We start from the raw sequence: 13,201 nt of genomic DNA, 5'->3' as shown, positions 1-13,201 counted from the left end.
TCTGTGTGGGTCAATCACCTTAATCCGAAATTTATAGCGCCTAAATTAAAAGCTTAAATATTTAACGTCTCAGTCATTAATAAAGTGGTACAACAAACATGCTTATCTCCTCTCTCTTTGCCGCCCATAACCTAGCAAGCATAATGGCTCAGCGCTGCCCTCTGGTGATGATGTTATGACGCTGAATGTGAGTGCCGTCGATAAGATTGCCCAGCAGTTCTCCCAAGCCGCGCAGCAATATCAGCGACATGATGTGCTGCAACGTATTACCGCCCAGGTACTGCAAGAGGCCATGCGCTCAACGTCGCGGCTGTTAGATATTGGCTGCGGCCCAGGCACCGATTTTTCATTTTTGGGGCCAATCAAGCAAGTGCTGGCTGTCGATATTGCACCAGGCATGTTGCAGCAGATGCGTACGCGCTACCCTGAGTATCTCAGTGTTTGTGGTGATGCTCAGTGTTTGCCTTTGCAAGATAACAGTGTTGATGCCATTTATTCGAATCTGGCGTTGCAATGGTGCGCCACATTCAATAGTGCAGTGCAAGAGATGGCCCGCGTGCTATCACCTAAGGGGGAGTGTTATTTGGCGATTGTTGTCGATGGCAGCTTGCAGCAACTTAAGCAGCTGGGGTTGAGGGTTAACCGTTTCCGGTCGGCAAAGGAGATCTTGGCCAGCTTTAACCATGAGCAGTGGCAGCTGCGGGAGCAACAGGTGATGCCTATCACGGTGCACTTTGATCACCTTAAACCTTTGCTGTATTCAATCAAAGGGGTTGGAGCGTCAGTGCGAGGCGAGGGCGATACTGGCCAAGCGCAGCCGCTTTTGCGCGGACGCCAAGATTGGCAGGCGCTCAATAGCCAAGCAGAGCAGATGCGCCAGAAAGCGGGATTACCGCTCACCTATCAAATTTTGTTTATTCGCGCCAAATTAAAGGGGTAATTTATGCAGTATTTTGTCGCAGGGACCGATACCGATTGTGGTAAAACATTGATCGCCTCAGCCTTGCTGTATCGGGCCAAGCAAACCGGTACGACTTTAGGGGTGAAACCTGTGGCGTCAGGATGTGAGTTAACCCCTGATGGGCTGCGTAACAGCGATGCATTGAGCTTAATGACACAATCGACACTTAAGTTGGCGTACTCGCAGGTGAATCCATTTGCTTTTGCCCCTGCCATCGCGCCCCATATTGCGGCGTTGCAGTGTGGACAAAACCTTACCTCGACGGTCATTATCGACCACTTGGCGACGCTACCGTTCACCGATGTCGATTTTGCCATTGTCGAAGGCGCAGGAGGTTGGCGCTTACCCTTAAATCAAGAGGAGTTTTTATCTCAGGTGGTACAGCGTTTATCTTTGCCTGTGATTTTAGTGGTGGGGGTGAAGCTGGGCTGTTTAAACCATGCCTTACTCACACAGGAGGCGATGCTTGCCGATGGCGTGCAGATTGCCGGTTGGGTGGCTAATATGGTGGATCCGGCGATGAGCGTCGCGCAGCAGAATCTCGACAGCTTGCATCATCTTATGTCGAGCCCTTGCTTGGGTGTGGTTCCGTATTTCTCAGCACTCGATGAGCAAGCCAAAGTGAGTGAGGCGGCGCGCCATCTTTCGCTCGACGTGCTTAATCAATAGGCTGCTGATAATCGCTATGCTTTCGAGCCAAGTTGTTGTTTCGCTTATTTGTTAATATTAATTAAGATTAATGCCTCATCTAATTATAAAGTGGGGTAATATTAATTTTGGCTTAATACTCTCACCCTAGACTGCGGCGACGGCAGTTGCGAGTGATTGATGCTCGATAACACGCCGGAAATTATTTTTTTTACGTTTACCCCTTGATATCTGCTCTTTCGGACATATTATGTCAACAAGAGAATTAAAGATGGCACCAAGGGTGTCTTACCGGAGCAGGAGATTAAAATGAAGCGTATTTTCCTATTGATTGCAACAAACATGGCAATATTGCTGGTTGCATCAATTGTTATGTCCCTTTTAGGGGTGAATACCTCAACCATGGGCGGTTTGTTGGTCTTTGCCGCGATATTTGGTTTTGGTGGTGCGTTTATCAGCCTAGCTATCTCAAAATGGATGGCGAAGAAAACCATGGGCTGTGAAGTGATCACCACCCCAAGAGAGCATACCGAACGTTGGTTGCTCGAAACCGTCGCGCGCCAAGCAAAGCAAGCGGGTATTAAGATGCCTGAAGTGGCGATTTATCAATCTCCAGAGCTCAATGCGTTTGCGACAGGTCCGAGCAAAGATAACGCGCTGGTTGCGGTCAGTAGTGGCTTGCTTTACGGCATGACACAAGATGAAATTGAGGGGGTGTTAGCCCACGAAGTGAGCCATGTGGCTAACGGCGATATGGTGACACTGACTTTAATCCAAGGTGTGGTGAATACCTTCGTTATTTTTGCTGCCCGTGTTGTAGCTGGCATTATCAACACTTTTGTGTCGAGCAACGATGAAGAGGGTGAAGGCCTAGGTATGTTCGCCTATATGGCGGTAGTGTTTGTACTCGATATGCTATTTGGTATTTTAGCGTCGATCATTGTGGCGTACTTCTCTCGTGTACGTGAATTTAAAGCCGATGAAGGCGGCGCACGCTTAGCCGGTAAGCATAAGATGATCGCGGCGTTAGATAGATTACGTCGTGGACCAGAAACCGGTGCGATGCCTGCGCAAATGGCCGCATTTGGTATCAATGGTAAAAAATCGATGGCTGAATTACTTATGAGCCATCCACCGCTTGAAAAACGTATCGCTGCTTTACAAGCGAAATAATGACTTACGTCATAGCATGCAATAACACTGCGTAGATATAACGGGAGCCTAAGGCTCCCGTTTTTTATGGGCTAATGTTGTAAATTGGCGAATACCACTATACTGGTTAAGGATTGTTCGCTTGTTGATGCCAAGTCGATTCCATTTTGCATAGGCTGGGTGTGACAAGTGTCACTTTTGTCAGCTCGTAGGGTGTTTGGGCTATAGATATTTGATTGAGTGCACATTTTTAGTCATAAGCTGTTGTTACTATCGCCGCCACATAAAGCGTTGCTAATTTGTAAAGTCTCGGCTAGCTTAGGCTTTGTCAAGTACAGACAAATTTAGGACACAGGCAAGATGGGCCGTGATTAATAACAAATACCCACTATGCCAACCATAAAGAGGATATGATTGTGAGCAATAAAATATTAAGCGCATTATTTGGTGCAGGCTTAGCGGCATTGGCATTATCGCCAGCGGCAATGGCTGAACCACAAGAATTAGCAGAAATGCATGCTGAAATGGATGGCTGTGAAGCATGCCATGCAGACGGCGAGCCATCTGCTGATGGTGCATATGAGTTTGAGCAATGCCAAAGCTGCCATGGCACTTTAGCCGAAATGGACGCTGTGCATAAGCCACATGATGGTAATCTGGTGTGCGCTGACTGTCACGCGCCTCATTCATCGAATGTGGGTGACAAGCCAGGTTGTGATAGCTGCCACGATGATGGTCGCACCGCAGAATCAGCGTTGAAACAGTAATGTCATAACGCCTCAGTTTCGTTAAAAACACCAGCAATATAGCTGGTGTTTTTTTTATCTATTTTTAACCTAGAAAATTGGTGTTGCCGAGTGCATTAATTAAGAGGAGGGCACAGTTAGTCAAGGAAGAAGTCGTGACGAGATGATAGTTCACCCAGAGGTTTGCATAATGAGGCCGCGTTAGCCTAAAACAGACGATGACATGGGCCTTTATTAATTGGAATAATTGTTCAGCATTGTTGAGTTATTAGTTAGATTGGGTAAAATAAACGCAATTAAAGTCTCAAGTCCATTCCTATGTGGTCACAATGAGTTTTTTAACCCAATAATCAACTAATCCAATGCAACTGATTTCACTTTATGCGTAAAAGCTGGTCTAATCTTGCAGATGTTCTATTATTACCCTTACTATTTACAGGCTTTAATGTGTAATAAGAGCAGGTCGGAACAATTAGGAAGTTATTATTTTGCGTTAAAGTTGTTATCATAAATATTGGTTGAATGGAATACGCCATTGGTTGGCGACATGGAGTGTACAGGATGTTCAAAGTAATCAAGTGGGTAGTGGTTTCACGTTCGCAATTGTTGAATGATTTACTTGAAACGCGTTGGCCACAACAATTTTTAGTCAAACTCGCTAAAGTGGCGCCAGAAAGTCTAGAGGCGACCATGAATGAAAGTAGTTATTCACTGGTGGTGATTGATTTAGCCACTGTGGATGTTCAGCGAGCCTACCAACTACAGAAACAGATAAAAAAGCGTCATTCGGCACGAGTTGTTTTTTTGCATTATCCTGAGCAGATTGATGCGCGTTTTTTGATCTCTCCCATCACGGCGGCGGTATTCTTTCGTCATGCGAGTCTTGAACAGGTCGGCCAATCCTTAATCGATGTATTGAGGGGGCAGCGGATTATCCCTGCACAATTACTCTTGGCTGAGAATGATGCCGCGTTCGATGATGGGAGCGATAATTTAACCATACGCGAGCGAGAAGTGCTGCAAGCATTGTTAAGCGGTAGCACCAATATCGATATTGCCAATCAGCTTTTTGTCAGTGAAAGTACTATTAAAACCCATCTTTATCGGGTGTTTCGTAAAATAGGCGTATCGAGTCGGGGGCAGGCTATCGCGTGGGCCCAGACTCACTTGCACGAAGTGCAGCAATAATATAACAGATACTTCTCTGGCCATCATTGCTGAGCGGCCAGAGCGTTTTTTGCCATTCCCCATTTCTTTTTACCTAAGTGTAATTACCATTTTCTGTGGCGATAGCGACTAATCTCTCTGTCTGCGCTGCTTACTCGATTTGTACCATCTTACTTGTTAGGATTTTAGCGTTAGAGTTAGCTATAATCAGTCGCATAAATAATAAGTGGTTGTTATAGATGCCGATCGCAAATCACTGATTTGTGGGTATACTGACAGACCCTAATAGAGAGAGGACGCGAAGATGGCCGAAGAAACAATTTTTAGTAAAATCATTCGACGAGAAATTGCTGCAGACATTTTATATCAAGATGAACTAGTCACAGCATTTCGTGATATTCAACCTAAAGCCCCAACGCATATTTTAATCATCCCTAATCACCTGATTCCGACGATTAACGATGTAAAATCTTCCGATGAGAAAGCCCTAGGTCGGATGATAACCGTCGCCGCCAAACTCGCCACAGAAGCGGGTATTGCCGAAGATGGCTATCGATTAGTGATCAATTGTAATAAGCATGGTGGCCAAGAGGTTTTCCATATTCATATGCACCTGCTAGGTGGCCAATATTTAGGGCCATTAGTCACGCAACCGCTAAGCTAATGCCTGATTGAGCATCTCATGAAAACGAATCCAGAGTTTTTTCCCTTAACGGATTTAGCCAGCCGCTTTGTGGATCAATTAGTACAATGTCGTCGGCTAAAATTAGGTGTGTTAGAGGCCAGCGAACATCATGTGCTAATTGAGTTGCCTTATAACAAAGCGTTAATCGGTTATCCCGAAACGGGCGTCATTCATGGTGGGGTGATCACCACACTCATGGATACCGCCAGTGGCACCGCTGTGGTGTGCAGTATTTTCGATAAATACAAATCATTAGAGCTGTCGCCAACCTTAGACTTGCGGGTGGATTATATGAAACCCGCCGAGCCCAATAAGAGTGTATATGGTTTTGCTGAATGCTATAAACTCTCGTCTAGTGTGGCGTTTACTCGTGCAATAGCTTATCAAGACTCCATTGATGATCCGATTGCCCATGCGGTGGGATCATTCATGCGGATTAGTCCCGATATGGTTGGCGAACCCTTTAGACGGGCGCTAATGGGAGAGGAATCATGAGCGAAACAGGGATCCCAAGCGGCCAATTAAATGTTAAAGATCTTGTCAAAAAGGCTACCGAGCTAAATGACTTTAGTCACTTACTCGAACATGTGCCTTATGCTCAGTTTATCGGCATGCAGGTGTCGCGCTTTGGCGATGAGTTAGTATTTCAACTGCCCGCTAAAGATGACAATATCGGTAATCCGACCTTGCCTGCATTGCATGGTGGTGTGATAGCTGGGTTTATGGAAATGTCGGCAATTTTGCAATTAATGGTATTTATGCAGGCGACCAAGGTGCCAAAGGTAGTTGATTTTTCAATTGATTACCTAAGAGCGGGTCATCACAAAGACAGTTTTGCCGAATGTAAAATAACCCGTCAAGGCAGACGGGTTGCCAATGTGAGTATTAACTGTTGGCAAACCAATCGAAAAGCCCTTATTGCCACGGCAAGGGCGCATTTTCTGATTGAGTAATCATTAGGCTGAGTTAAGCATACGCCGAGGTCAATAGATCCTAAATTAAGCGAGGCGAGTATGAAAAAACGAATACTATTTACCGCGTTATTGATGTTAACGGCTTGCGCAAACCATACCGCAGGGGTGATGGCCAGCTCAACCGGCGAGGTGAGGGTCGACAACAACGCCTTTCATCGTCAAGTGACTGTCGATAATGTGCAGACGCGTTATGAAGGGGCGCAACTGACGGCTTCAGGCACCCTTACAAGCCAAGTGGCGACCGATGTTCGAGTACAATATAAATTCACTTGGTTTGATATTAATGGCTTTGCTATTGAAGATGAAGGCAGTAGTTGGAAGCCAGTCAAATTGCATGGCAAGCAGCAGTTACAGGTTCGTGCGGTCGCACCCAATAATATGGCAGTGCGCTGCCAGTTGTATGTGCGTGAGGCTTTTTCTAACTAAGATGTGCGTACGACGCTGCTCATCTAAGGTTAAGTTTGAGCATCGTTGTCGCTTGAGGCATGGATGCGATAAGCGTTATGGCTCACAGGTCTGATGACACGTCATTATCATTAAAAATGGCCTAAATTAACGTTAGAGATGTCAAAGACTTGTATTGTTGATGTATAATGTTCGGCGCCAAGGGGTGTTAGCAACTTACGATCGGTTTTGATATAGATCCCATAGTTGACTCACTGAGATGTCTATCGACAAACCCTTAGAACCTGATCCGGCTAATACCGGCGTAGGAATGGGCCACACTAACTGTATTATATGATCCATCTGATTTTATAATCTCACTGTGCTTTCTTTCTCGCTTATTTAACTGCCGGATCTCAAAAGTTTATTTGAGGTCCTATGTTTACAATTAAATCTTTATCTCCAATAGCGTTAGCGATCACTGCGGCGTTAACTCATTCAAGCCTTGCGGCAAACACGACTCCAATTGAAACCGATGAGATGGAAGTCATTGTCGTCACATCCGATTTTCGTCAATCAGCCCTAGATAAAATGCCGTCTAGCATCAGCGTCATCGATCAGCAACAGATCGAAGATGAAGGCGCGCAGCATTTTGAAGATCTGCTCAACTCTATTGCCAACTTTAATTGGTCTGGTGGTAGCTCACGGGCAAAATATTTTCAGATCCGCGGCGTGGGTGAGCAAGAAGAGTATCAAGGCGCGCCCAATTCATCAGTCGGTTATATCATCGATGATATCGATATGTCGGGCTTAGGCATGGTCGCCAGCATGTATGATCTGCAGCAGGTAGAAGTGCTCCGCGGCCCACAGGGCACACGCTATGGCGCCAATGCCTTAGCGGGCTTAATCTACCTTAAAAGCAACGATCCCACGGCGATGTTTGAACATGGCGCCGAAGTATCCTTAGGTGACGATCAGCTGCGTACTTTTAGTGGCTTTAGCTCGGGGCCTTTGACCGATTCTGGCACCTTGTTGTATCGGGTCTCGGTGCAGCAACATCAGCAAAACGGTTATCGCGATAATCTTTACACGGGTCATGATGACAGCAACAGCCGTGATGAGCTAAACACCCGCCTTAAGCTGCGCTGGTACGCCAGTGACTCTCTCACGGTTGATTTTAACCTGATGCACGCCAATTTTGATAACGGCTACGATGCTTGGACGTTAGACAACAACGGTTTCGATACATTGACCGATGCTCCCGGTGTCGATAAACAGCGCACCACGGGCAGCTCACTTAAAATCACCTATTCGGGTTATGACACGTTTGAATTGGTGTCGTTAACATCAATGGCGCAGACCGATACTCATCATGGGTACGATGGCGATTGGGGCAATCCCGATTATTGGCACGCAAGAGTGTGTGACGCGGCCCCGTGTGAGTATGATTATACTTGGGATAAAGTGGGCGATCGTCAAACGGTGTCACAAGAGTTTCGTCTCAGTTCGACCGATGCGGGAAAGCTGTTTAATGGCAGCACTGATTGGTTATTGGGCGTGTATGGTATGAAACTCGATGAAGATAATCACACCACAGAAGTGTACAACGGCTGGCCAGAAGCACTGGTTGCCGATTATAACGCCACTAATATGGCATTATTTGGTCAGCTTGATAGTGATTTGGGTGATGATTATGCCCTCTCAGTAGGGTTACGAGTCGAGCGCAGAGAAAGCGATTATCAAGACAGTGCAGGGGATGGTTTTGATCCTTCTGAGACCATGTGGGGCGGGCATCTTGCCTTGAGTAAGGCGCTGAGTGATGATCATCAAACTTATATCCGTATCGCTCGAGGCTATAAAGCCGGTGGCTTTAATATGTCTTTGCCTGCAGAGCTCAGTGATAAAAAAGAGTATCAGGCCGAAACCCTGTACAACTATGAGCTTGGATTAAAATCGACCTGGCTTGAGGGGGATGTCAGTACCAATGTCAGCGTGTTTTATATGGATCGCAGGGATCAACAGGTTGCAGCATCGCAACAAAATCCTGCAGAACCGCAAAAATTTATTCTGTATACCGAAAATGCCAGCAACTCCTATAACTATGGTGCGGAGTTTGAGGGACGTTGGTACACCAGCGATAACTTAACGCTCTACGCCACCTTAGGTTGGCTAGAGACGGCTTATGGCGATTACCAATATCAAAATAAGTATGGTGAACTTGTGGACTTAAGCGATCGTGAATTAGCCCACTCGCCAAACTTCACCCACAGCTTAGGTGCCACGTATCGTAGCGATAATGGTTGGTTTGCCAACCTGACGAGCAGCGGTAAGAGCGAGTTTTATTACTCGGACAGTAATGAATCTAAATCTGAGCCTTATACCATTTTTAACGCGCGTATCGGTTATGAAACCGAGGTATGGTCCGCCTATTTATGGGGTCGTAATCTGTTTGATGAGCAGTATGGTGTACGCGGTTTCTATTTTGGTAATGAACCCGATTTAGGCTGGGCCGACAAGCAGTACATTCGCTATGGCGATCCACGTCAGCTAGGCTTAACCCTTAAGGTCAAATTGATGTAATGCCCATCGCATCAAGGGGGAGGCTGCTGGCGATTCGGTGGCCTCAAACTCAAATTTATCAATAGGCTACAGTTTTTAACTAAGCCTGCTCAATGAGGATGAAGTAAAATGCAATCAACCACGATGAAATTAACCGCTGAAATCAGCATGTATCCGTTCAAAGAAAATTATATCGAACCTATACAGTGGTTTATCGATCGTCTCGACAGCTATGAGCATATTGAGCGTAAGACCAATGCCATGGCAACGCAAATTTGTGGCGATTATACCGTCGTGATGAATATGTTGGCGATTGAGATGCAAGCGGCCCATGAAAAATGGGGCAAGGCGGTTTTTGTGGTGAAATTTATTGGTGGTGAACTGGACTTGTCTCACACCCAATGATCTTGCTTAAGGATCGGTATCAGTTCACGATAAGAGTATGATATTACAATGATTGAGCTTTGGAACGACTTGCTGTCGACCGTTACTGACGCACTGGCGCAAGCCCATCAACTGACAGGGTGGGAGGGTGTTGCTGTCGTGCTAGCCATGGTGTATTTGATGCTGGCGATGCGTGGCAATATTTGGTGCTGGGCGGCGGCCTTTGTCAGTACCGCTATTTACACTGTACTGTTTTGGGAAGTCTCTTTGCTGATGGAGTCACTGCTCAATATCTACTATATGGCGATGGCGGGTTATGGCTATTGGTTGTGGACAAGAGGACGCGGTGGCGATAAAGGGGTCGATATTGTCAGTTGGTCCGTGTCTCGTCATTTACTCTTGATTGGCCTAACCGGTACCACTTCCTTACTGGTAGGCCACTTTATGGCGACACAGACTCAGGCGTCTTATCCTTATCTTGATGCCGCGACCACCTGTTTTGCTGTGATGACCGCCTATTTAGTGGCTAAAAAAGTGCTGGAAAATTGGCTCTACTGGGTGGTTATTGATCTGGTATCCATTTATCTATACCTCAACAAGGGACTGCTACTGACCAGCATCTTATTTATCTTGTATGTTGGCATGGCGATCGGCGGTTATTTTATTTGGCGAGCTAGCATGCGCGAGCAATCGGAAGATCAGGCAAACCATTATGCGTATGAGTCTTAACTTGTGACCATGGCATCGCGCTTAGTGCATCCTTTGTTGCAACAATTGCCTGCTGAGCTCCATGCTGCACTGGTCGCCAAAGGCTGTAACCTTGCTCAGGCTGTGCATATTGAGCGCTTGTCTCACGGACTAAGCAATCAAAATTACCGTATTGCCACAAGGGAGCGTGAATTTGCACTGCGCATCAATAGCGATGCCAGTAATACACTTTGCAGCCGTCACAGTGAAGTGCAACTTTGGCGCAGCGCAGCCCAAGCATCGATTGCACCACAATTATATTATGTCTCTGATGATTATCGATATTATCTCAGTGAATTTATTTTAAACACTGTAGATTGGGGCCAGTTAATGAGCATCAATCATTGCGAGCCACAGCCTGTTAACCCAGTGTGTCAGACGGCCCATCAAAGCTTATTGTCCTTACTGCAGGGGTTAAAGGCATTGCCCGTGCCCGATAATGCTATCTCGGTCGCCCAGCAATGGCATGAGTATTTCGACAAGCTAAGCTTGCTCAGTGGGCAGGTTGAGGGCTCACTTGGCCAGCGCCCAGCTTGGCTGACTCGCTTTGAGCTGCTAAAGCGTCATGAGCCACGAGTGCAGCAGTTACTCGATACCCTGGCAGGTTGCATGGTAGCGCCGCAATTTAGTCATCGTGATCTCAATCCATATAATTTGCTGCTTAGCGGCGACAGACTTTGGTGTATTGATTATGAATATGCCTGCAGCTCACACCCCTTGGTTGATTTGGCCAGCGTATTGGCGACCCATAAGTTGTCCGGCTGGCAGCGTCAATGGTTAATAGCTCATTATTTGCAAGACCATAGCAAACTCAATGGCGCAGCGTTTAATGCTGTGCCTGCTGCGATTGAGCTCTACTGGTATTTTGCGCTTTGTTGGGCGCTATTAATGCAGGGTGAGAGCCTAGTGAATGAGGTGAAAGTCGCTTTCACTGCAGATGTTAAGGTGCCTAACCTAACCGCCGACTACCTTGAATATTTTGACCAATTCCTGCAGTGCATCGCGGCTAAAGGCTGTTAGGGTGGGTGCTCAGTTTTAATCAGCTGCAGACGGTTGGCTCTATTTTATCGGACGGCGAAAGATAATCAGCTGGCTAAGGGTCTCTTTTATCAATGATGATAAAGGGGGGGGGTTATGCAGGTTATTCGATTATACCAACAAGGGCTCAAAGGCATACAGCAGCTCGATGGACTAGTAGCGTTAGGGCTTCGTCTCTATTTGACCCCGGTATTGATGCAGGCTGGGTACAATAAGTTAACTCACTTTAGCGATACCGCGGCTTGGTTTGGCGACCCTAACTGGGGCTTAGGCTTGCCTATGCCCGAGCTGATGGTGGCGCTTGCGGCGGGAACCGAGTTTTTTGGCGCCATCTTGTTACTCTTTGGATTGGCTACCCGTCTGGTGACCATTCCACTGAGTATTACCATGCTAGTGGCTGCATTGAGTGTGCATTGGCAAAACGGTTGGTTGGCGATAGCCGATCCCAACTCTTGGTTAGCCAATGAGCAGGTGATCGCCTCTGGCGAGAAGTTACAAGCAGCTCAAGCGTTACTGCAACAATATGGTCATTATGAATGGTTAATATCATCAGGTAAATTGGTGGTGCTCAATAATGGAATTGAATTTGCCATCACCTATTTATTAATGTTGTTGGCGTTAATGGTGATAGGGGGCGGACGTTATACGAGTCTCGACCACCTGATAGCCAAACGGTACCAACGAATTTAATTGTCGCAGGGCAAGAGATAAGTCCTACTGTTTTGGTAGGATTTTTAGTGCAAATTTGCTACCCTCTGCTCGTTGATTTGCTCTATTACAGGATTATTTTGTGGACGCTCTCGAACTGTTATTAACACGTCAATCTTCACCTCGGTTAGTGGCTCCGGCTCCTGACGAATCTCAACTAAACACCATTTTAAGTGCCGCAGTGCGCGCCCCAGATCATGCGGGATTAACTCCTTGGGAGTTCATCATTGCCAGTGGTGAGGGGCTCGATCGGTTAGGTGCGCTGTTTGTTGATGCAACCGAAGCCGATGGCGGCGACGCAACCACAATGGATAAAGTGCGCAATATGCCACAACGTGCGCCAATGGTGATAACTGTGGTCGCTAAAGTGGTCGAGCATGCCAAAGTGCCCGCTTTAGAGCAGCACCTTGCGGTGGGCTGCGCTTGTATGGCGATGCAGCAAGCGGCATTTGCCTTAGGCTTAGGCGGTATTTGGCGTACTGGTGGATTGGCATTTAATCGTCATTTACATCAAGCGTTAGCACTGGATGATGAGGCACAAATTATCGGTTTCTTGTACCTGGGCACCCCAGCGGTAAAGGCCCCAATAAAACCGGCTAAATCGGCGCAAGATTTTGTGCGCTACTTGTAGCTGCCAGTTACTTATGCTGTTGTTCGACTTTGGTCGGGTTTACACCCAAGATGAAACTGGCACAGTGGGGGATGCCTGCCTCATACCCATGTACAGGTTTTCACCCTAAGTGATTATATTTGTGATTATATTGCCCGCTAAATGATAGCGGGCATTTTTTTGTTCGATACTGGGTTGCGCAGCGTAAGCATGGCTCACTGAGGTTGTACGTTGCCACTTTACGTTAATCATCTTCTAAATGGTGAGGCTCAGTCGCGGCAGATAAAGTGCTATCGACCCTCGGATATCCAGTAATGAACTTCGCTGCTTAATCGCCCTCATTGGCTTAGTCCATATATTGATGCTTGTTCAAACAAGGCGATTGTTGTTAACTTAACTGCTTATATTATGAAAGCGCAGGCAGTTTATGTTAAAGCT

15 protein-coding genes and 1 riboswitch are annotated in these 13,201 nt (G+C 46.6%); all 15 genes read left to right on the top strand.

The window, feature by feature from the left end; all coding sequences use genetic code 11:
- The first annotated feature begins 175 nt into the window (after positions 1-175).
- The 15 genes from bioC (at position 176) to DN599_RS13510 (ending at position 12,784) form a co-directional block, all read left to right on the top strand.
- A complete protein-coding gene (bioC, locus tag DN599_RS13580) occupies positions 176-940 on the top strand; it encodes a malonyl-ACP O-methyltransferase BioC (RefSeq protein WP_110458123.1) in 765 nt (254 codons plus the stop codon).
- 3 nt (positions 941-943) lie between these two features.
- The gene (bioD, locus tag DN599_RS13575; protein WP_110458122.1) at positions 944-1,630 is read left to right on the top strand and encodes a dethiobiotin synthase; all 687 of its coding nucleotides are present in this window, start codon (positions 944-946) and stop codon (positions 1,628-1,630) included.
- 288 nt (positions 1,631-1,918) lie between these two features.
- Positions 1,919-2,782: a protease HtpX gene (htpX, locus tag DN599_RS13570; protein WP_110458121.1), complete on the top strand. Its 864-nt coding sequence runs from the start codon at positions 1,919-1,921 to the stop codon at positions 2,780-2,782.
- A gap of 395 nt (positions 2,783-3,177) precedes the next feature.
- Positions 3,178-3,528: a tetraheme c-type cytochrome CctA gene (gene cctA, locus DN599_RS13565; RefSeq protein ID WP_110458188.1), complete on the top strand. Its 351-nt coding sequence runs from the start codon at positions 3,178-3,180 to the stop codon at positions 3,526-3,528.
- Between the two features lie 540 nt (positions 3,529-4,068).
- Positions 4,069-4,695, top strand: a complete 627-nt coding sequence (locus DN599_RS13560; protein WP_110458120.1) for a LuxR C-terminal-related transcriptional regulator — start codon at positions 4,069-4,071, stop codon at positions 4,693-4,695.
- A 283-nt stretch (positions 4,696-4,978) separates the two neighbouring features.
- On the top strand, positions 4,979-5,338 hold the full coding sequence (hinT, locus tag DN599_RS13555; RefSeq protein ID WP_110458119.1) for a purine nucleoside phosphoramidase: 360 nt from the start codon (positions 4,979-4,981) through the stop codon (positions 5,336-5,338).
- Positions 5,339-5,356: 18 nt separating this feature from the next.
- A complete protein-coding gene (locus DN599_RS13550) occupies positions 5,357-5,854 on the top strand; it encodes a PaaI family thioesterase (protein WP_110458118.1) in 498 nt (165 codons plus the stop codon).
- Positions 5,851-6,312: a PaaI family thioesterase gene (locus DN599_RS13545; RefSeq protein WP_110458117.1), complete on the top strand. Its 462-nt coding sequence runs from the start codon at positions 5,851-5,853 to the stop codon at positions 6,310-6,312. The genes DN599_RS13550 and DN599_RS13545 overlap by 4 nt, the downstream gene beginning before the upstream one ends.
- Positions 6,313-6,372: 60 nt before the next feature.
- Positions 6,373-6,759: a YcfL family putative periplasmic lipoprotein gene (locus tag DN599_RS13540; RefSeq protein ID WP_110458116.1), complete on the top strand. Its 387-nt coding sequence runs from the start codon at positions 6,373-6,375 to the stop codon at positions 6,757-6,759.
- Between the two features lie 170 nt (positions 6,760-6,929).
- Positions 6,930-7,066, top strand: a riboswitch (TPP riboswitch).
- Between the two features lie 89 nt (positions 7,067-7,155).
- Positions 7,156-9,297 carry a TonB-dependent receptor gene (locus DN599_RS13535; protein WP_110458115.1) on the top strand — a complete coding sequence of 714 codons (2,142 nt, stop codon included), beginning with the start codon at positions 7,156-7,158 and terminating at the stop codon, positions 9,295-9,297.
- 123 nt (positions 9,298-9,420) lie between these two features.
- On the top strand, positions 9,421-9,681 hold the full coding sequence (locus tag DN599_RS13530; RefSeq protein ID WP_110458187.1) for a hypothetical protein: 261 nt from the start codon (positions 9,421-9,423) through the stop codon (positions 9,679-9,681).
- A 48-nt stretch (positions 9,682-9,729) separates the two neighbouring features.
- Entirely contained in the window at positions 9,730-10,389 is a 660-nt protein-coding gene (pnuC, locus tag DN599_RS13525; RefSeq protein WP_110458114.1) for a nicotinamide riboside transporter PnuC, read from the top strand.
- Between the two features lie 9 nt (positions 10,390-10,398).
- A complete protein-coding gene (locus DN599_RS13520; protein ID WP_239473311.1) occupies positions 10,399-11,427 on the top strand; it encodes a phosphotransferase in 1,029 nt (342 codons plus the stop codon).
- A 114-nt stretch (positions 11,428-11,541) separates the two neighbouring features.
- Positions 11,542-12,135, top strand: coding sequence for an HvfX family Cu-binding RiPP maturation protein (locus DN599_RS13515; protein ID WP_110458112.1), 594 nt, complete (start codon positions 11,542-11,544; stop codon positions 12,133-12,135).
- A 100-nt stretch (positions 12,136-12,235) separates the two neighbouring features.
- Complete coding sequence (locus DN599_RS13510; RefSeq protein ID WP_110458111.1) at positions 12,236-12,784, top strand: NAD(P)H nitroreductase; 549 nt, start codon at positions 12,236-12,238, stop codon at positions 12,782-12,784.
- Positions 12,785-13,201: the final 417 nt, after the last annotated feature.

It is taken from the genome of Shewanella algidipiscicola, assembly GCF_900380485.1.
GTDB classification, from domain to species: domain Bacteria; phylum Pseudomonadota; class Gammaproteobacteria; order Enterobacterales; family Shewanellaceae; genus Shewanella; species Shewanella algidipiscicola.
Note: the sequence above shows the minus strand (reverse complement) of the source record. Positions and strands in the feature narration are given on the sequence as shown.

Bases quoted from the DNA above. Each gene is read 5' to 3' on its own strand.
- DN599_RS13520 (WP_239473311.1), top strand. From the start codon at position 10,399: ATGGCATCGCGCTTAGTGCATCCTTTGTTGCAACAATTGCCTGCTGAG.
- DN599_RS13560 (WP_110458120.1), top strand. From the start codon at position 4,069: ATGTTCAAAGTAATCAAGTGGGTAGTGGTTTCACGTTCGCAATTGTTG.
- bioD (WP_110458122.1), top strand. From the start codon at position 944: ATGCAGTATTTTGTCGCAGGGACCGATACCGATTGTGGTAAAACATTG.
- DN599_RS13530 (WP_110458187.1), top strand. From the start codon at position 9,421: ATGAAATTAACCGCTGAAATCAGCATGTATCCGTTCAAAGAAAATTAT.
- pnuC (WP_110458114.1), top strand. From the start codon at position 9,730: ATGATTGAGCTTTGGAACGACTTGCTGTCGACCGTTACTGACGCACTG.
- DN599_RS13540 (WP_110458116.1), top strand. From the start codon at position 6,373: ATGAAAAAACGAATACTATTTACCGCGTTATTGATGTTAACGGCTTGC.
- DN599_RS13550 (WP_110458118.1), top strand. From the start codon at position 5,357: ATGAAAACGAATCCAGAGTTTTTTCCCTTAACGGATTTAGCCAGCCGC.
- bioC (WP_110458123.1), top strand. From the start codon at position 176: ATGACGCTGAATGTGAGTGCCGTCGATAAGATTGCCCAGCAGTTCTCC.
- DN599_RS13545 (WP_110458117.1), top strand. From the start codon at position 5,851: ATGAGCGAAACAGGGATCCCAAGCGGCCAATTAAATGTTAAAGATCTT.
- DN599_RS13515 (WP_110458112.1), top strand. From the start codon at position 11,542: ATGCAGGTTATTCGATTATACCAACAAGGGCTCAAAGGCATACAGCAG.
- htpX (WP_110458121.1), top strand. From the start codon at position 1,919: ATGAAGCGTATTTTCCTATTGATTGCAACAAACATGGCAATATTGCTG.
- hinT (WP_110458119.1), top strand. From the start codon at position 4,979: ATGGCCGAAGAAACAATTTTTAGTAAAATCATTCGACGAGAAATTGCT.
- DN599_RS13535 (WP_110458115.1), top strand. From the start codon at position 7,156: ATGTTTACAATTAAATCTTTATCTCCAATAGCGTTAGCGATCACTGCG.